18 protein-coding genes are annotated in these 17,158 nt (G+C 48.1%); 3 read left to right on the top strand and 15 right to left on the bottom strand.

Annotated elements, in window-relative coordinates; translation table 11 throughout:
- Positions 1–50: 50 nt before the first annotated feature.
- From A8709_RS07315 to A8709_RS07260, 11 genes are all read right to left on the bottom strand, one after another.
- Positions 51–1,031 (bottom strand): substrate-binding domain-containing protein, encoded by a 981-nt coding sequence (locus tag A8709_RS07315; protein WP_065851540.1) that lies wholly within the window; start codon positions 1,029–1,031, stop codon positions 51–53.
- Positions 1,032–1,047: 16 nt separating this feature from the next.
- On the bottom strand, positions 1,048–2,838 hold the full coding sequence (locus A8709_RS07310) for a cache domain-containing sensor histidine kinase (RefSeq protein WP_065851538.1): 1,791 nt from the start codon (positions 2,836–2,838) through the stop codon (positions 1,048–1,050).
- Positions 2,835–4,532 carry a response regulator gene (locus A8709_RS07305; RefSeq protein ID WP_065851536.1) on the bottom strand — a complete coding sequence of 566 codons (1,698 nt, stop codon included), beginning with the start codon at positions 4,530–4,532 and terminating at the stop codon, positions 2,835–2,837. Before A8709_RS07305 ends, A8709_RS07310 begins: the two co-directional genes overlap by 4 nt.
- A gap of 107 nt (positions 4,533–4,639) precedes the next feature.
- Positions 4,640–5,650, bottom strand: a complete 1,011-nt coding sequence (locus A8709_RS07300; protein ID WP_244163121.1) for an ABC transporter substrate-binding protein — start codon at positions 5,648–5,650, stop codon at positions 4,640–4,642.
- A gap of 63 nt (positions 5,651–5,713) precedes the next feature.
- Complete coding sequence (locus tag A8709_RS07295; RefSeq protein ID WP_065851532.1) at positions 5,714–6,721, bottom strand: ABC transporter permease; 1,008 nt, start codon at positions 6,719–6,721, stop codon at positions 5,714–5,716.
- Between the two features lie 10 nt (positions 6,722–6,731).
- Positions 6,732–8,234 (bottom strand): sugar ABC transporter ATP-binding protein, encoded by a 1,503-nt coding sequence (locus tag A8709_RS07290; protein ID WP_065851530.1) that lies wholly within the window; start codon positions 8,232–8,234, stop codon positions 6,732–6,734.
- Between the two features lie 537 nt (positions 8,235–8,771).
- Positions 8,772–9,278 carry a hypothetical protein gene (locus tag A8709_RS07280; protein WP_065851526.1) on the bottom strand — a complete coding sequence of 169 codons (507 nt, stop codon included), beginning with the start codon at positions 9,276–9,278 and terminating at the stop codon, positions 8,772–8,774.
- A 308-nt stretch (positions 9,279–9,586) separates the two neighbouring features.
- Entirely contained in the window at positions 9,587–10,282 is a 696-nt protein-coding gene (locus A8709_RS07275) for a PspA/IM30 family protein (protein WP_065851525.1), read from the bottom strand.
- Between the two features lie 2 nt (positions 10,283–10,284).
- Positions 10,285–10,743: a PspC domain-containing protein gene (locus A8709_RS07270; RefSeq protein ID WP_065851524.1), complete on the bottom strand. Its 459-nt coding sequence runs from the start codon at positions 10,741–10,743 to the stop codon at positions 10,285–10,287.
- Positions 10,712–11,407, bottom strand: coding sequence for a PspA/IM30 family protein (locus tag A8709_RS07265; protein WP_065851522.1), 696 nt, complete (start codon positions 11,405–11,407; stop codon positions 10,712–10,714). The genes A8709_RS07270 and A8709_RS07265 overlap by 32 nt, the downstream gene beginning before the upstream one ends.
- A 42-nt stretch (positions 11,408–11,449) precedes the next feature.
- Positions 11,450–11,752: a LiaF transmembrane domain-containing protein gene (locus A8709_RS07260; protein ID WP_065851520.1), complete on the bottom strand. Its 303-nt coding sequence runs from the start codon at positions 11,750–11,752 to the stop codon at positions 11,450–11,452.
- A 235-nt stretch (positions 11,753–11,987) separates the two neighbouring features.
- Between A8709_RS07260 and A8709_RS07255 the strand changes: the two genes are divergently transcribed.
- Positions 11,988–12,827 (top strand): alpha/beta hydrolase, encoded by an 840-nt coding sequence (locus A8709_RS07255; protein ID WP_065851518.1) that lies wholly within the window; start codon positions 11,988–11,990, stop codon positions 12,825–12,827.
- Positions 12,828–12,890: 63 nt separating this feature from the next.
- Here A8709_RS07255 and A8709_RS07250 read toward each other — a convergent pair whose 3' ends face one another.
- Positions 12,891–13,607, bottom strand: a complete 717-nt coding sequence (locus A8709_RS07250; RefSeq protein ID WP_065851516.1) for a 3D domain-containing protein — start codon at positions 13,605–13,607, stop codon at positions 12,891–12,893.
- A gap of 290 nt (positions 13,608–13,897) precedes the next feature.
- Here A8709_RS07250 and A8709_RS07245 point away from each other — a divergent pair, with 290 nt between their 5' ends.
- Both A8709_RS07245 and A8709_RS07240 read left to right on the top strand, forming a co-directional pair.
- The gene (locus A8709_RS07245) at positions 13,898–14,233 is read left to right on the top strand and encodes an ArsR/SmtB family transcription factor (protein WP_065851514.1); all 336 of its coding nucleotides are present in this window, start codon (positions 13,898–13,900) and stop codon (positions 14,231–14,233) included.
- 69 nt (positions 14,234–14,302) lie between these two features.
- Entirely contained in the window at positions 14,303–14,839 is a 537-nt protein-coding gene (locus A8709_RS07240; protein WP_244163120.1) for an SRPBCC family protein, read from the top strand.
- Between the two features lie 95 nt (positions 14,840–14,934).
- Here the strand turns inward: A8709_RS07240 and A8709_RS07235 are convergent, their stop codons facing one another.
- The 3 genes from A8709_RS07235 to A8709_RS07225 are packed head-to-tail and all read right to left on the bottom strand — an operon-like array spanning position 14,935 to position 16,870.
- Positions 14,935–15,618 carry a hypothetical protein gene (locus tag A8709_RS07235; protein WP_065851512.1) on the bottom strand — a complete coding sequence of 228 codons (684 nt, stop codon included), beginning with the start codon at positions 15,616–15,618 and terminating at the stop codon, positions 14,935–14,937.
- Positions 15,615–16,511, bottom strand: a complete 897-nt coding sequence (locus A8709_RS07230) for an ABC transporter ATP-binding protein (protein WP_065851510.1) — start codon at positions 16,509–16,511, stop codon at positions 15,615–15,617. Before A8709_RS07230 ends, A8709_RS07235 begins: the two co-directional genes overlap by 4 nt.
- Entirely contained in the window at positions 16,511–16,870 is a 360-nt protein-coding gene (locus A8709_RS07225) for a GntR family transcriptional regulator (protein ID WP_425262313.1), read from the bottom strand. The genes A8709_RS07230 and A8709_RS07225 overlap by 1 nt, the downstream gene beginning before the upstream one ends.
- Positions 16,871–17,158: the final 288 nt, after the last annotated feature.

Genomic DNA, 17,158 nt, shown 5'->3' with positions numbered 1-17,158 from the left:
AGCGTTTGTCTAATTACCTCGAAACTGATGATGAGGACACAGCCCCCAACCTATTTCCCGACAAAAGGAAACAATAGCTTCTGATTCTCATTCGTATACATATTCTCTTTCGTAATGACCTCGGAGCCCGTATCCATCATGTGTTTGACCGTTTCACCGCGGTGAGCTTGAAGGGCTGTTTTGACAGCTAAATATCCCATGTTAAAAGGTTTCTGCACGACCGTCCCTTGCAAAATCCCCGATTCCAGGAACGAAATTTCATTCATGGAGCTGTCGAAGCCCACAAGCTTGATCCTTCGGTCGGGATCCAACTCTTTCAGTGCACGGGCCGCGCCCATTGTAGATGGCTCATTCAAGCCAAAAATACCGCGAATCTCCGAATGCTCTTGTAGCAGTTCCTTCGTCAGCTCATACGCCTTATCCTCTGATCCATTGCTATATAACGTATCCAACAGCTTAATCGAAGTATCGCTCTTCAAGCCATCCCGTACCCCATTCTCACGGTCCATCTGTGTGTTCGAGGTTTTCACAAAACTAACGATAGCATAGGTAGCCGACTCCTGCACGTAGCTCCGCATTGTTTCCACCGCTTTGCGTCCAGCCGCATAGTTATCGGTCGCTATCAAGCTCGTAGACACGCCGCCTTCCAACCCCGAATCCACAGTTATGAGCGTGATCCCCGCATCGATCACGCGCCGTGCAACGGGGACGAGCCGATTGTAATCCGTCGCCGCTAGAATGATCGCCTTCGGCTTCTCCGCTATCGCTTGTTCCACAATCTTAATCTGCTCATCGATTTGCGATTCCGAAGCAGTTCCCATGATCTTTATCTCCGCATTATACTCTTTTGCCGCTGCGAAAACGCCCTGATTAAGTACCTGCCAAAATTCCACACGCGAATCAATCGTCTTGGGAATCAAGATGATCGTTTCCTCTTTTGCGCTAAGGCTCTTCGCTACGACGCTGTATCCCAACGTCAATAGAATGCTTGCAGCTAACGTAATCACGACAGCGCCAACTCTTATTTTCAAAAGGAACACCTCGCTTCTAACTTTCACTTTGTTCCGAAATAGTTGGCATGACTGGAATGGTTATCGTGATCGTGGTGCCTTCTTCCAGCTCGCTTTCGAATTGTAAGCCATACAGCTCTCCAAAATACAACTGAATACGATGGTTGACATTGTGCAAGCCGAAGCCCTTGCCTGACTGCGCTTGGTGCGTCTTCAGCCTCAACGACTTGAGCTGCTCTTCGCTCATTCCCACGCCATTGTCCATGACCTTCAGCTCGATAACGCCATCCCGCTTCCGCCCCGTAATCCGGATATGACCGCTTTCAGGCAAATGCTTCATGCCATGATAAATCGCATTTTCGACAAGCGGCTGTAGGACGATTTTCAAAATACGATCCTCCAAGAGATCTGCCTCCACCTCGATGGTGTAGGTAAATTTGTTGCGGTAACGGATATTTTGGATCGTTAAGTAGTTCTCAATATGAGCCAATTCCACCGAGATGGGAATCAGCTCCTCCCCTTTGCTAATGCTCGAACGCAGCAGCTTGGACAGGGCAGAAGTCATCGTCACGACATCATCGACCTTCCCCATCTCGGCCATCCATATGATCGAATCGAGTGTATTGTATAAAAAATGAGGCTGAATCTGCGCCTGCAACGCCTTGAGCTCACTGATCCGCTTCACCTCTTGATCCAGCACCGTCTGGCTCATCAGTTCTTTGATTTTGCTGATCATCAGATTGAACGTCCGTGACAGCTTGCTGATCTCGTTCGCACCCTCGACATCGACGCGGATGTCGAAATTCCCTTTCTCCACCTGCTTCATATGCACTTCAAGCTGCTTGATGGGTTTGGTCAACGTAATGGATAGCCAAACGGATATCGCAAGCCCAATAATCAGCGCAATCCCGCCCCACATCGCCGAGGTCAACTGCATTTCCTTCTTGTTTCCGCTGAGGTCACCGGCGTAGGTAACGCCAATAATTTTCCAACCAAAGCTCGTTGTGCGCACGGTGTAGATCTTATTTTCATCCGACGTCAGCGTCTCGAACGTGCTATCCTTGGCCTGCATCAACGCGCGGATATCCTCAGATTTCAAGCCCGAATACAGCAATTGCTGCTGAGGATGATAGATCAGATCGCCGCTTTGATCGAGGATGAACACATACCCCCGCTGGCCTAACTGAATTTGATTACAGAGATCATTAATCAGGTTAAAATTCAAATCAACCAGCAGCACGCCGCTTGCGGCACCGGGCGCAGGACTTGGCATCATTTTCGAAATCGACACGACCCATTTATATTCATCTTGGTACAGGTGCTGAACATGGGAGGACGAGATCACCACATCGCCTTTGCTTCTACTTGCTTTCGTGTACCACTCCTGTGAAATGAGCTCCGCATACGGCTTAAATTGGGGAGCCACCCGATCTGACGCGATAGCGCCATTCGAGCCTACAAACATAATGGAAGCGATATCATTTCGCGATGCCACAATCGTGCTAAAGTAACCGCTGATTTGGCGCTCAAGCTGCTGGGCCTCAGCCTCCTGAGGATTTTTCAAGGAAAGATACTGCTTCAAGTCCGTATTACTGAGGGAAAGTGTGGAGATGCTCTCCATGTTCCCGATGTAGGTTTGAATGTTCTTATTCACTTGCTCGATCAGTTGGTTCGTATAGGTCAAGGAGGCATCTGTCACAGCAACCGTCGACAGTCGATAAGCGCTAAAGCTGAGAATGACCGTTGTGCATAAAATTAAACAGGAAAAGGCCAGCGCAAACTTCGTATGAATGCTTTTGAATTGAAAAGAGCGAAGGACATGTCTCATACGTTCGACCCAGCCTTATTGGCGGCTCTGAACTCCTTCGGCGTCATTCCGGTATGCCTTTTGAAAATAACACTAAAATATTGCGGATCACTATAACCGACTTTAGCGGCAAGTTCATACGTTTTGAGCTGGGTCGTGGCCAGCATCTCTTTGGCTTTCTCCAAGCGGTAACGTGTCACATACTCAATGAAGGTCTCCCCCGTGTGCGGCTTGAACAAAGCGCTGAAGTAGCTCATGCTCATATAAATATGATTGCATACCCCTTGCAGCGAAAGCTGCTCGTCGGCGTAATTCTCATGGATGTAGGCAACAGCCGACTCCAGCTGAGCTTGCGACACATGTGTGCGCTTATCCGCCAGCCGATCCACGAAGGCCAAGCAGATGGCTTCAAGCCACAGACGTACATCGTCTAACGTTTTGCGCGCGTACAGCTCCATAAATGAATGATCGCCTAGCCCGAGTACATCTTCTTCTTCTAGACCCGTCTCCATACCGACATTCATTAGGGCGACGAGTAATTTATTGAGCTTGCCATAGCATTTATCCATCGGGCAAGCCGATTTCTTCAAATCTTCGATCCATTCCTGTAACGTATGCGTGATGACCGACTTTTCTCCCATTTTCATGGCAGCGATCAATCTCTTTTCCATACGTAAATAACTCGTGTTATCTAGGCTGCTCCCGAATTCCATATCGCCAATCGCGATAATCCGATTGTTCCCGAGCATGAAACGATAATCGAGTGCCGTAAGCGCTTCCTGAAAAGCCTTCGGCAGCTCCTGTAAACTTTCATACATGCGGCTAATGCCGATCGTAACCGTCATCCCTAAATATTTCTCAATGCTGTATCTCGCCTGTTCCGCAAGTGTCTGACAGATAACCTCCACTTGATCCTGCTGCCCCGAAATGAGGCCAACAAGCTTATCATCACGGGTTCGGAATACCGCCCCGCCATGCTCCTGCTCCACGATTTCATGCAAAATATTAAACGCCGCGAACCGCAGCAGTTCCTCCTCGGCCACTTGGTCGTTGTACAACTCCCTATGGAAATCGTCAATATCTAATGCGAGTATGGTATGTCCGAAGTTGGAAACTGAGCTAGCGTCCAGATCTGAGCCAGCGCCAGCGCCTATTTGCAAAACGGAAGCCGAACTTGAGACTCTGTTCAAATGTAAGCCAAACATCGGCAGCTTCCGCTCTATCTCGTCTTTGCGCATGCCTGAAGTGACCAGCCGCTCTAGGAATCGTTCACGCAGCAGTGGCATGCTTTCTTGAAACTGGTGGCGAAGGAAGGTGATGTCTTCCCGTTGCTTGCGTTCCTCATCCAGCTCTAGGCATAGCTTCTGTAAGAATTCGGTGAATTCTGCGCTATTGATCGGCTTCAACAGATAGTCTTTGACCTTCAGCTTGATCGCTTGCTTGGCATATTCGAAATCCTCGTAACCGGTTACAATAACAACCTTAACGGTACGATACTTGGTGACAATCCGCTCTGTGAGCTGGAGTCCGTCCATAAAGGGCATGTTAATGTCGGTAATAACGACGTCAGGCTGCTGCCGTTCAACCGCCTCATAGGCGTCGCGGCCGTTATCATAATCACCGATAAGCTGGAAGCCGCATGCTTCCCAGTTCGTCTTCCGCTTAATGCCTTCTCTGACTTCATCCTCATCATCGATCATGATGATTGTGTACATGTCCGTTCACCTCTGGCGAAATCAAATTAAGCTCTATATGTATTGTACACAGCAGTCCCAACAACTGGCAATAGAGGCTGCCCCTAGGGGTCAGCCTCTATCCTATCTTATTCGTATAGGAGTGCTTTGATATCCGGTGAATCAATGTTTGTTTTGTCGTACCAGTGGAAGCCGGTATCGATATTTTTCGGAACGGTTTCACCTTTAATCGCTTGCACAGCCGCTTTCACGGACCAGTAGCCGATGCCGATCGGATCTTGTGTAACGGCGCCTGCCATTTTACCACTCTTAATCGCATCCATTTGCTGTTTACCGGAGTCAAAGCCAATAACAACGATTTTGCCATCTTTCTTGCTTTCTGTAATCGCATTGATAACACCAATCGCCGCACCTTCGTTAGAGCCGAAAATCCCTTTAATATTCGGGTGAGCTTGGAAAATCGCTTTCGCCAAATCCGTAGCCTTCAGCGGGTCGCCGCCGTATTGCGTATCCACAATTTTGATATTCGGGAACTTCGATTTGATTTCATTGGTGAAGCCATCTCGGCGATCAACGCCTGTGCGGCTCGTTTGGTCATGCACAACCAAAGCGATCTCGCCTTCGTTCCCGATAAGCGCAGCCATTTTGTCGGCAGCGAGCGCAGCCGCGGCTTTATTATCCGTAGCGGCCGTCGTTATCGGAATGTCGCTGTCCACACCGGAGTCAAAGCCGATGATCGGGATTTTGCTTGCTTTGGCCTTCTCGAGCAGCGGCGTCGCCGCTTTGCTGTCAAGGGCAGCGAACGCGATGGCCTGCGGCTTTTTACCCAGTGCAGCTTGCAGCATTTCAATTTGCTTATCCACCTGTGTTTCCGTCTCAGGACCTTCAAATGTAATTTCTACGTTGAACTCCTTCGCTGCTTTCTCTGCGCCTTGCTTAACCGCTTGCCAGAACTGATGCTGGAATCCCTTGGAGATCACTGGGATATAAATCTTATCTGACTTCACCGCTGTAGTTGCACTTGCTCCTGCTGTGGAGGTTGCTGTTTTCGTTGTCGTGGAACCGCATGCGCTCAGCACGATCGCTGATAGCAATATTACTGATGATATTACAGCAAATTTCTTAGTCCGTTTATGCACTGTACATCGCCCCTTGCTTCTCATTTTGGTTGTATAGAACTCCGAGTGGAGTGAATACCAAGGTTATTTCTTGCGGCGGCGCATCATATCTGCGTAAACCGCCAACACAATCACAATCCCAACAATGACGGTCTGCCACTCTTGCTTCACGGATAAAATGCGCAATCCATTCGTCAATACACTCATGATCAAGGCGCCAATGACGGTTCCGAGGATGGAGCCCTTGCCTCCGCTGAGCGAGGTCCCTCCAATAACGACAGCTGCGATCGCTTCCAGCTCATAACCCGATCCGAGTGCAGGCTGTGCAGAATTGAGCCGAGAAGCCATCATAATGCCGGCTATCCCACTAAATACACCTGTAAGTGTGTAAATAACGATTTTCCAATAGTCGACGTTAACACCGGAAAGCCTCGTGGACTCTTCATTGCTGCCTAGGGCGAAGTTATAACGACCGATAATCGTTTTGGTCAAAATAATGCTGGCCACAATCGCTGCCCCGAAGAAGATGAGAATCGCGTTCGGAATCTCCACGCCAGGCAGGATGTCGCTAATGATTGAACCCATCGCGATTTTGCTAAATGCGGGCGTATCATTGAAATAAATCGGCTTCGTTCCTGAAATAACTAACGATAAGCCCTTCGTCACCATCATCATGGCGAGCGTTGCGATGAAGGGCGGAATTTTCATTTTGGCTACAAGAAGTCCGCTAATGAGCCCGCAAACAGCACCGGCAAGAATGCCTCCAACAATGCCAAGCGGCAGCGGCAATTGCCAAGTTGTGATGATAACGCCGGCCATCACAGCCGAGAACGTCATCACCGTTCCGACCGCCAAATCAATCCCTGAGGTGATGATAACGAACGTTGAGCCCAGAGCCAGAACGCCGATAACGGCGGTCGATAACATAATCGCAATCAGGTTATCAAACTGAAAGAAATTGCTCGACGATACGGAAAAAATAATAACTAACATGATCAAGCTGGCGAATGCCAGCAGTTTCTGTGTAGCCCCGCTTTGTTTAGACAGGGTGGGGATGGTTTTTTTGTATGCATGCGCTAGTCGTGTTGACATGGGGCGCCTCCTAACTGATCCGCATCGTGGCGAATTTCATAATAGCTTCCTGCGTAGCTTCTTGTTGTGTGAGCTCACCGGTTATGCGTCCTTCGCACATGACCATAATGCGATGGCTCATGCGCAATATTTCGGGCAGCTCCGAGGAGATCATGATGATCGATTTCCCCTGCGCCGCGAGATCATCGAGCAGCTTGTAGATCTCAGTTTTGGCTCCTACATCGATACCTCTCGTTGGTTCATCGAAGATGAGAATATCGCAGTCTCGCAGCAGCCATTTGCCAATAACGACCTTCTGTTGGTTACCGCCAGATAAGAATTTCACCTGTTGGTGAATGGTTGGTGTTTTGATTTGAAGCGCTTCCACATAGTGCTGCGCTTTCTCGCCGATGATGCCATCTTGCATCCAGCCGAGCCGCCGTGCCTTTTTGTAAGAGGCTAGTGCGATGTTCATTTTCACATCCATATCCACCATGAGACCGTAACGCTTGCGATCCTCGGACAAGTAGCCGATGCCGTGCCTCACCGCATCATGCGGGGCTTGGATCTGGACTTGCCGTCCGTGGATGCGGATGTCGCCTGAATCAATCGCATCTGCGCCAAAAATCGCCCGAGCCACCTCCGTGCGCCCCGCTCCCATAAGGCCGGCGAAGCCGAGGATTTCCCCTTTGGCTAAGTGGAAGGAGACATCCTTCACGGCTGAGCCGCGGTTTAGTTTGGATACTTCCAGCACCTTCGTCTGCGAGTTGGTGGTTGTTTGTTGATTCTGGCTGACGTAGAGTTCGCGGCCTACCATCATCGAGATGATCTGATCGATAGATGTCGCCTGCGTCTGTACCGTATCGATATAGCGGCCGTCACGCATCACGGTGATGCGGTCGCTAATGCGTTTCAATTCCTCCATCCGGTGTGAGATGTAAACGATGCCAACACCTCGGGCGCGCAGCTGATTGATGATCCGGAACAGTTCCTCGATCTCTGCGTGCGTAAGAGCAGCTGTCGGCTCATCCATAATCAGCACCTCAGATTGGAAGGACAACGCCTTCGCAATCTCCACCATCTGCTGCTTCGCAACCGTCAAATCCGCCACTTTCGTTCGCGGGTCTAGCTGGAGATTCATTTGATCCAGTAACAGCTGAGCTTGCTCGTTCAGCTTGCGCTCATCGATGAACAGCCTGACGCTGTGTCTCGGCTCGCGGCCGATAAAAATATTCTGTGCTATCGTCAAATCTGGCATCAGATTCAATTCCTGATGGATCATGGAGATACCCAGCAGCTGTGCGGATCGCGTATTTGGGATGCTCACTTCCTTGCCTTTTACCCAAATGCTGCCTTCATCTTTTTGGTATACGCCTGTGGCGATTTTCATCAAGGTCGATTTGCCTGCCCCATTCTCACCGACAAGTGCGAGAACTTCACCTGCTGCCAGCTCGAGTTGGCACTGATGCAGCGCGTGCACACCGGGAAAATGCTTCTCAATCCCTTCCATCCGCAGCAACACTTCTTCATTCATTGTCTATCTCACCTCGTACCCTCGTTCGTCATGTCCCTTGCTCATGAGTTCATTCTACCTGCCAGAAGCTGGAATGAGAGTGGATAAATCTCTTCAAAAACGTTGAAAATCTTCTGATTAGTCGAAGGCGCGGAACTGGTTGCGTGTTGTGACCTCTTACTGTAGGCATGCAAAAAAACCTTCAAGACCAGCCTCGTAGGCGTGGTATTGAAGGTTTTTACGTGCAGTGATCTTTATTGCATCTGTTCCGCGCAGAGACCACTTACTGTGAATTTCCCTCACATTAAGCACTGTCAACTTGCTTATTACTTCTGAAATCGGGATATGACCCGGTTCAAGACCATGGAAAGTGCTTATTAGCTCTATCCTGGACCACATTGGCTGATTTTCCTCACAATAAGCACGCTCAGCTTGCTTACTCCTTAGGAATTCGCTATATGCCAGTGAATAGGACCTCGCTGTGGGCTTATTCTAGCTTGCCATTCTTCTTTATTATGTTTTTCCGATGCCGTATACCTCGTTACAGCTTGGGACTCCCTACATAACAGCCTTTCGCGATGTTCGGACCCATTTCCCCCAGACCACAATCCCTAACACCCGCGTCAAAAGCATCGCAATCGTCATGAGCATGAAGCCAGATCCGATAACATCGGGACTCAAGTGATGCGAAAGTAGAAAATGCCCAACCTGTTGTTGATGCGACCGCGCATAATAAGCGAACGCAACACGTGAACCCAGCTCCAGCACCCAAATCACTAGATAAGGTAAACCTGCTTTCGTATATACAACACCACTGGCATCCCGCTCCACAGTAGTCGCTGCAAGAAGCAATCCTCCGAATACGATTCCTACAAGAAGACACAATCCGAGTGCGCCGAGATTCGAACCGCTCATCGGAATACCATGCAAATATTGCTGCCCCATAATAATCGACACGATAAAAGGCATAAAGATTCTTCGCGTGGTAAAAGCCCTTCTCCCCATTTGCGTCCACATAGCAATCGCCATAATTAGTAAAATTTCAATCCAAGTTGTTGTATTCAACGTTATCAACGTCTCCTTCGAATAAGTAATTTGACTACTTAGCTAGCTTATCATGAGCGTTGATTCGCGGCTTCTACCGCGCGGTTGAACTTTGGATCAGCGTCTCTCTATCTGTAGATAGAGATAGCGATGGAGGCGGGCTGTGCGTGGGGCGATGGCTGTAAGGAAGCACTAGCAGATGCTAAGGGCTCGCCTGCTCCCCCACCTACTAAAAAAGAAAAAAGCCGCCCCGCCGTCATCTGTGATGACATTGGGACCGCTTCTCCGTACCGGGCTAACGCTCTCCGGCCTCTCCTTGCTGCAAGCTGCTACTCAGCCGCTTGGCCACTCAATTTCTCTTTGAGCAGGTTTAGCTGCTCATCCACTTTGGCTTGCTTCGCTGTATCAACCGGCGTGTAGCTGTTATAGCTGCCTACAGTTCCAGCAGGTACGTATGGCTTGCGAGCGATTTCGGCTTCAACTTCAAGCTGGATGATCTTCTCTTCCATGCGTTGGAATCCGCGGGATGCGTTGCCGCTTTCGATAACACCGTTATAGGACACTTGTGCCATTTGTTTCTTCGCTTTCGCTAGTTGAGCGCGGGACACAAGCTCATTGCGTTTGTTGCGCATTTTGTAGAATTCATCTTTCATTTCGTGCAATTGCTGTGTCAATTCGTCAGCATGTGCTTTCGCAGAAGCGTGCAGATCTGTGTACTCAACGATTTTATCTTCGTGGTACAATTTTTCTTCAACAGCTTGACGAGCAATCGCTTCTTGGCCATTTTTGATCGCAACGGAAGCTTTCGCTTCGCGGTCCGCCACTAGGCGAACGGATTCCTCCAGGCGCTGTTTCAGCTTGCGCTCACTTGCGATTTGGCGTGCAACAGTTACCTCAGCTTGTGCGATCTCTTGCTCCATATCGCGCAGATATTGGTTCAACATCACGATCGGGTCCTCAATTTTATCCAATACCTCGTGAATTGATGCTTTTGTCATGTCCTTCATTCTTGTAAATACGCCCATGATTACACGTCTCCTTTTTTGCTATCCATAGTTTGTTTTTCGAAGCGAGCGACTTTGGCTCTTAATTCATCGACTTCTTTTTGCAAGGCTTTCTTCTCAATGTCTTTCATCATCTCATCGATGTTGTTCGTTGCTTTGCTTGGCTCATAAGGCACATAGTTCGTTGGTTGTTGCGGTTGGTGGTTATGCGATTTATGCTGGTTCCACGCTCCGCTTGATGTATAGTTGTGACGACCATACGAACTTGCGTAGGGATCAAATGGGGGCTGATCAAACCCAGGTTCCTTCGGAATCACAATCGCCGCTACAAAGTAGATGAAAATAACGGTGCCTCCGGTGAAAAACGTTGTGATCACGACTAGTAAACGTAATAGTGTGACATCTACATTCATGGCTTCTGCAAGTCCCCCGCATAGGCCCGTAAGTTTCTTATCTCTTCGTGAGCGATATAGTTTGTTCATGATCCTGTGTTCCCTCCTGCTTCAGTCTATTGCGAAGTGCTTCCATTTCCGCATCTACAGCTGGGTTGCCCCCACTGTAGATGCTCTCGCGGCCCATTCGGCGGACATCGCGAAGCGTTCTGGCATGCAGCTCCATATCGGTTACGCGCTCTTCCAAGCGTCCGAACATCCGCGGCGCTCCATCTTGCGAAATCCCATTTCTTGCGTGCATACGCTGTAACAAGCGGGCGGACTCCATACGAGCCAAGTAGTAGCTGCGTTTGTCTGCGACTTCTTTGTAATCAGCTTTTAGCTGCTGCAGTTCCTCATCAAGCTCAAGGATGGACTGCTTCGCCTGCTCATACAAGTCATGGTATTGCACGCTTTTCTCTTCCGCCTGCAGCTTCTCTTGCAGCACGATGCGGGCCATGTGCTCTTCGCCGGCCTTCAAGGCCAGTAGCGCTTGATGCTCGCGCTTTTCTTTCGTCTCCAGCGCCGTTAAATACTGCTGTCTAAGCGATGCTGCGTGACTGACGCATTGTTGATACAGCCTTTCAGACTGCTGAAGCTGTTCACGCTGCGCCGCTAAGTATTGATCAATCAAGCGTACCGGATCTTCCGACCGCTCCAAGTGCTCATTCAAGGTTGCTACGGTTATATCTTTCATCCGCCTAAATAGGCTCATCTTCATTCCACCTTTTTTTCACGCTCTGTATTCGATTCGTGCTTATCGTTGTGCCGTTCTACCTTTTAACATCGAAACCCCATACCCAATTAACCCGATAGCTAGCAGAATGATAATCCAGCTTGCTAATTTACTTACGAGAATGATGATCCCGATTCCAGCAATGATCCATCCGAGTTTGTTACCGTTCTTAATCCCTAGGTAGCCAAGTCCAACCATAATGACTGGAATAATTAACCCCATCACCGAACCTACGATATGGCCCAAGTGAAAGCCTAGCTTATTGAATAAAATCAGTGCGCCGAATGCGATTAGCAGAGCAGCGAACCCTGTATTTCTTTTCATCGTTTCGTCACCGCCTTCCGTTGTTTGCTGTTGTCTTGTTCATGTCTTTATTCTAGGTAAAATCGCGACTTTCCAAAACGGACCGTGGACGGTATTTGCTCCTAGACCTTAGTCGGGGTGGGTCTACGACCTCTGATAGACGGGCTTTCGGCTGCTAGCTTGGCTAAATTTATTGAGATTGCGATTTACCTGCTATGGTAAAATGAAACATACACTGGATAAGGAGGCTTCTCTTATGAACGTTATGGAGGGCACATTTCAAGGAGTTGGCGGAATCGAGCTTTTCTATAGAAAAGCTGCTCCGTCCGAGGAACCAAAAGGCGTCATCATTGCCGTCCATGGCCATGGGGACCACAGCGGTGGATTAGTGAATCTGTGTGCAGCACTTGTAGAGGCTGGTTATCTGGTATATTCCGCGGATGCGCGTGGACATGGAAGAAGCCCAGGCATCCGCGGTTTTATTCGTAAATGGGATGAGTACATAGGTGATTTACATGCCTTTCGACAATTCGTCAGATCCGAGACGCCTCAGCTGCCTCTCTTTCTCATCGGTCATAGTATGGGCGGCGTCATTAGTGCGGACTATGCACGCAATTGGGGAGCTGGCCTTCATGGACTCGTGTTGATTGCCCCTGCAATTTCGTATGAAATGACCACTTTCGAAAAATGGCTCATTAGGCTGCTAGGGAAGCTGAGACCGCAGCTCACCATTCAGAAATCAGGCAGCGTGGAAGGATTATCACAAGATCCCGACATGATTGCGAAGCTGCAATCAGACCCGTTGCGTCATAGCACAGTAACGCCAGGCTTAGGACTTGGTTTAAGCCAAGCAGTTCCAAGACTCATCAGTCAAGCGCACGCGTTACAGTTCCCTTTCCTCCTACAATATGGTCTTGAAGATCAACTAACGCCCCCTGCAAAGCTGCAACATTTCTTTGACATGGTGGGTTCACGAAATAAAAAGCAGCATGTTTACGAGTCGATGCGGCATCGTCCATTTGATGACCTAGGGCGGGAGCGGTTCTTAGCTGATTTAGTAGATTGGGTGGATCAGCATACCCTTGTGCCTGTCTAACATTTCTAAAATAAAAAAAGACCGATGTCTATGACGTCGGTCTTTCCTGCATCTATATGCTATCTACACGTTTTCCTTGTCTAACAAGTACACTTTGACATTCTTTTTCACACCAAATTCCTGTGCCTGGTCCAAATCATTCATAAACACATCAATTCGTGAACCGCGAATGGCTGAGCCGATATCCTCAGCTTTCCGAATCCCGATGCCTTCGATAAACACGGTAGAACCTAATGGAATAACATTGGGATCAACGGCGATCGTACGCCCCTCCTTGGCTTTCAGTCCACTGTAGGTGATACCGTAGCTGGGGTGAGAGGCCTTTTTGCCCGTTGACTCAAAACCTGCGGTATATGCGGTTAGCGTGGTATTCAGCACCTTTTTAATAATCTTAGGCTGTCCATCTGTCGAGTCCGCTGCTGAATCCAGCACTGGAATCGTCAAATTCTGACCGACAGTGAGAGCGTTCGGATTCGAAATACTATTCGCATTGATGAGATCGTCTACGGAGATGTCGAAGCTTCTAGCTATTTTATAAAGTGTATCTCCTTTGCTTACTTTATACTCGGTCGTAGCATGCTGCACAGCTACCTGTTGCTGAGCTCCAGATTGAGCCGCTTCTATAGGTTGATCGGAGTTCCCGCTAGTTGAGGCGACATACGTTGGCGACATGCCCCCTTCATCTTCACTTGTCGGATAGGAAAATGCTTTGGTCTGCATAAACCAGAATCCCACCAATAGCGTCAAGGTTAACGTCGAAACACATATTTTACGAAACATCATAGCTCCTCCTCAAAATTAATAGAGTAATAGCTACTAGATTCGTCCAAAAATTGTGTTTGTATACGTATCCTATGAAATTTTTAGTAGTCTTTCGGCAAAATGCTAGAAGATTGCGGGTATCCTTGTATGCATCCAATCCCCCCAACTTCCTAGGTTAGATCATCAAGGCTGAGGACAGTCTATTATAGTCAGAATGCATTAAGTCCCTAACGTCCCAACTCCCAGTGCAGCATTTGCCATTTGAATATTCCTTGACAGGAATATTCCGTTCGAGGTATATTGTGTACATGAATACGATATTCAGTGCTCTTGCCGAACCCCACCGCTTACACATCGTTGAGCTGTTGCGGGACGGTCCCTTGACCGTCGGGGAAATTGTTGAACGGCTTGGCCTTAGCCAGCCGCAAGTATCCAAGCATCTACGCGTGCTTAGCGAGGCAGGACTCGTTGATGTGCAACCGATTGCGAATCGGAGGGTATATAAGCTGCGGCCGCAGTCCCTGCAAGCAATCGACACATGGTTGGGTTCCTTCAGGCGCCTGTGGGAAACCCGATTCGATCGGTTGGAAAGTTATCTGGAGGCGATACAAGCTAAGGAGAACAAGCCACCTGATCGAAGTTAATCTTTATACAACAACAGTAAGTGAGCACATGAACAGTCAAACTATTTTATAAAAATGGAGGATTTCCAAATGACACAACAACACACAGCAAACACTTTTGAAATGAATAATGAGGGTACAGAATTGGTAATTACACGTATCGTTAATGCCCCTCGCGAGCTTGTATTCCAGGTATTTACTACACCTGAACACCTAGCCGCATGGTGGGGGCCTACAGGCATGGAGCTAACCGTCTTAACTTTGGATGTTCGCCCGGGCGGCATGTTCCATTACTCAATGAAAACACCAGAAGGTTTTGAAATGTATGGGAAGTTCGTCTATCACGATGTTGATGCACCGGAGAAGCTTTCCTATGTAAATTCATTCTCAGACCCCGAAGCTAACGTGATTCGTGCACCTTTCAGCCCTGTTTTCCCACTTGAAATTATGAATATCTTATCGTTCGTAGAAGAGGATGGAAAAACGATTCTGACGATGCGCGGCGGTCCAATCAACGCTACGGAAGAAGAAATGAATTTCTTCGCATCGATGAAAGGTTCCATGGAAGAAGGCTTCGGCGGTACGTTCAAACAACTGGATGACTATATTGCAAAGATTACAGGTTAAGCACATAACTTAAAATCAAAACAAAAAACGAGCCTCAGAAGTTCATCTTCTGGAGCTCGTTTTGCTAGTTAAGGCACTATTTTAAACAACAAGACTTACACAGCTGCTCTTCGCAACACCCCGTAGGAGACGATCGAATAGATCATGACCAACGGAATCGTCCACCAAAACAATGTCAAGTAATGATCAGCCAACCAATGTCCGAGATCGACCCATTTACCATAGTGAGTCATGGTATACGAAGCGATTGTTCCCAGCACCAACGACGCTGTAAAGAACGTGTACATGGCCATGCTTCCCCAACGACGGTGTAAGCTCGAAATCGCAAACCCAAGGAAAAAAGCATGAATTAAGATACTAAAATGAATACCTAACATCCCTATGAACGATACATTGTCAAAAATTCCGATTTTAAATAGATGCAGCTGCACGCCCCACCCATTCGTCGCTTCTTCAATCCCAGACATCACCCCCAAAGCGATCGACGAGACCACATTTACAAAGAGAACGGTAAGCGCCGTACCAATGAAATAATCTTTCCTTCGGATGCTTAAACCTATTGCGAATGGGAAGGTTTCTTTGAGCGTCAGTGTTCCTGCTACGAAAGTATAAACGTAAATCGATGAAATGGAGCCCGTATTCATGGTTTCTCCTGTGTCAACTGACAAGGCAATAATGTAGTTTATCACTAAATTAACGCCTAGAATGACCCAAGGAATCGTAAACCATAGCTTTTTATTAATGAGTTGAAGCTTCATCACTTGATTGATGCGATTCATTGAAAATCAGCCCCCTTGCTCGCCGTTTGTGTACGTGTCAAATTCACGATCAGCTGCTGAATCGATACGGTAGCAAATTCAAGTCCTAGTTCTTCGGCATATTTCCGATCTTGTACCGATAAGTTGCCCATAATGGTCGCTGTTGCAGCGGAGCCAATTGCAGTGCGCTCAAGCACCTCTTTGCCACGTGTGAAGGCGTCAACCGCTGATTTCAGACCCGAAACCGTACAAGCACGGCCACGGAGCGCGTCGGCATCTTCATTTAGAATCAATTTGCCATTGTCGATGACAAGTACATGCTCCAGCAAACGGCTCACTTCATCAATCAGATGCGTGGAAAGAATAACGGTCCGCGGGTGCTCCGCGTAATCTTCAAGCAATCGATCGTAGAACAGTACGCGAGCTACTGCATCCAAACCAAGATATGGCTCATCGAAAATCGTCAATGGCGCGCGGCTGGCAAGCCCAACCACAATCCCCACGGAGGACAACATCCCTCGAGACAGCTTCTTAATTCTCCTTTTGATCGGGAGGCGGAAGTCTTGAATTAGGGCGTGTGCGTACGCGTCATCCCAATTGGTGAATAATGTCTTGGCAACTTCGAGCACGTCGATAATTCGGAAGGTATCCGGATATTTCTGGCTCTCTTTGATAAAACAAATCTGATTAAGCACCTTGCTATTCTCAAAAGGCTCCTCGCCAAAAACCTTCAACTCCCCGCTTGTCGCAAACTGCTGTGCGGAGATCATATGCATGATGGTCGTTTTGCCTGCACCATTTCTGCCGAGTAAGCCATAAATTTTGTTAGCCTCAATCTTGAAACTTACATCATCCACAGCTGTCACTTTGCCATAGGACTTCGTGAGTCCCTTAACCTCTACAACGTTCGTCATCAGGCTTTCTCCCCTCTCCGCACCATTTCGGTCAACTGCTCTACTGTGATCCCCAGCTTCTCGGCTTCCCTCACCATCGTCACCACATATTGCTCATAAAAGAGTTCTTTACGCTTCTCCATCAGCTTGATTCTCGCTCCCTCCGCTACAAACATGCCAATTCCACGCTTCTTGTATAAAATCCCTTGATCCACCAGCAAATTTACACCCTTCGCCGCTGTTGCCGGATTGATCTGATAAAAGGCTGCAAATTGATTCGTAGACGGGACTTGAGACTCCTCCGGCATGCGTGATTCGATTATGTCATCTTCAATCTGCTCTGCGATCTGCACAAAAATCGGGCGGCTATCGTCCATCATAAATCCCACAATTCTCACCACCGCTTTCGTCGCTACATTGGTTAGTTACTCATGTAATTAACCATACAACCGAATAACGTTGAAGTCAAGTGATTTACAATAATTGGGCAGTTAAATAATTGGCTTTTTAGCGGGGAATACCAGTAGGAGAAGGGCTGGGAGCTAGGCGAGATAAAGAAAAAGGACAAGACATGATTACATACAGGAAGAGATGGTTAAAAGACATAGAGCAAGCTCATCATGACACATTTTATAGGAAGGTAGGTTTTTCTATGTTTCTATCTATCA

The sequence above is a fragment of the Paenibacillus pectinilyticus genome, from assembly GCF_001700435.1.
GTDB lineage: Bacteria > Bacillota > Bacilli > Paenibacillales > NBRC-103111 > Paenibacillus_E > Paenibacillus_E pectinilyticus.
Note: the sequence above shows the minus strand (reverse complement) of the source record. Positions and strands in the feature narration are given on the sequence as shown.

What these genes read in the sequence shown, in the direction of transcription:
- A8709_RS07255 (WP_065851518.1), top strand. Translation starts at nt 11,988, where the DNA reads ATGAACGTTATGGAGGGCACATTTCAAGGAGTTGGCGGAATCGAGCTT.
- A8709_RS07310 (WP_065851538.1), bottom strand. Translation starts at nt 2,838, where the DNA reads ATGAGACATGTCCTTCGCTCTTTTCAATTCAAAAGCATTCATACGAAG.
- A8709_RS07305 (WP_065851536.1), bottom strand. Translation starts at nt 4,532, where the DNA reads ATGTACACAATCATCATGATCGATGATGAGGATGAAGTCAGAGAAGGC.
- A8709_RS07250 (WP_065851516.1), bottom strand. Translation starts at nt 13,607, where the DNA reads ATGTTTCGTAAAATATGTGTTTCGACGTTAACCTTGACGCTATTGGTG.
- A8709_RS07270 (WP_065851524.1), bottom strand. Translation starts at nt 10,743, where the DNA reads ATGAACAAACTATATCGCTCACGAAGAGATAAGAAACTTACGGGCCTA.
- A8709_RS07275 (WP_065851525.1), bottom strand. Translation starts at nt 10,282, where the DNA reads ATGGGCGTATTTACAAGAATGAAGGACATGACAAAAGCATCAATTCAC.
- A8709_RS07295 (WP_065851532.1), bottom strand. Translation starts at nt 6,721, where the DNA reads ATGTCAACACGACTAGCGCATGCATACAAAAAAACCATCCCCACCCTG.
- A8709_RS07290 (WP_065851530.1), bottom strand. Translation starts at nt 8,234, where the DNA reads ATGAATGAAGAAGTGTTGCTGCGGATGGAAGGGATTGAGAAGCATTTT.
- A8709_RS07245 (WP_065851514.1), top strand. Translation starts at nt 13,898, where the DNA reads ATGAATACGATATTCAGTGCTCTTGCCGAACCCCACCGCTTACACATC.
- A8709_RS07265 (WP_065851522.1), bottom strand. Translation starts at nt 11,407, where the DNA reads ATGAGCCTATTTAGGCGGATGAAAGATATAACCGTAGCAACCTTGAAT.
- A8709_RS07235 (WP_065851512.1), bottom strand. Translation starts at nt 15,618, where the DNA reads ATGAATCGCATCAATCAAGTGATGAAGCTTCAACTCATTAATAAAAAG.
- A8709_RS07230 (WP_065851510.1), bottom strand. Translation starts at nt 16,511, where the DNA reads ATGACGAACGTTGTAGAGGTTAAGGGACTCACGAAGTCCTATGGCAAA.
- A8709_RS07240 (WP_244163120.1), top strand. Translation starts at nt 14,303, where the DNA reads ATGACACAACAACACACAGCAAACACTTTTGAAATGAATAATGAGGGT.
- A8709_RS07225 (WP_425262313.1), bottom strand. Translation starts at nt 16,870, where the DNA reads ATGATGGACGATAGCCGCCCGATTTTTGTGCAGATCGCAGAGCAGATT.
- A8709_RS07260 (WP_065851520.1), bottom strand. Translation starts at nt 11,752, where the DNA reads ATGAAAAGAAATACAGGGTTCGCTGCTCTGCTAATCGCATTCGGCGCA.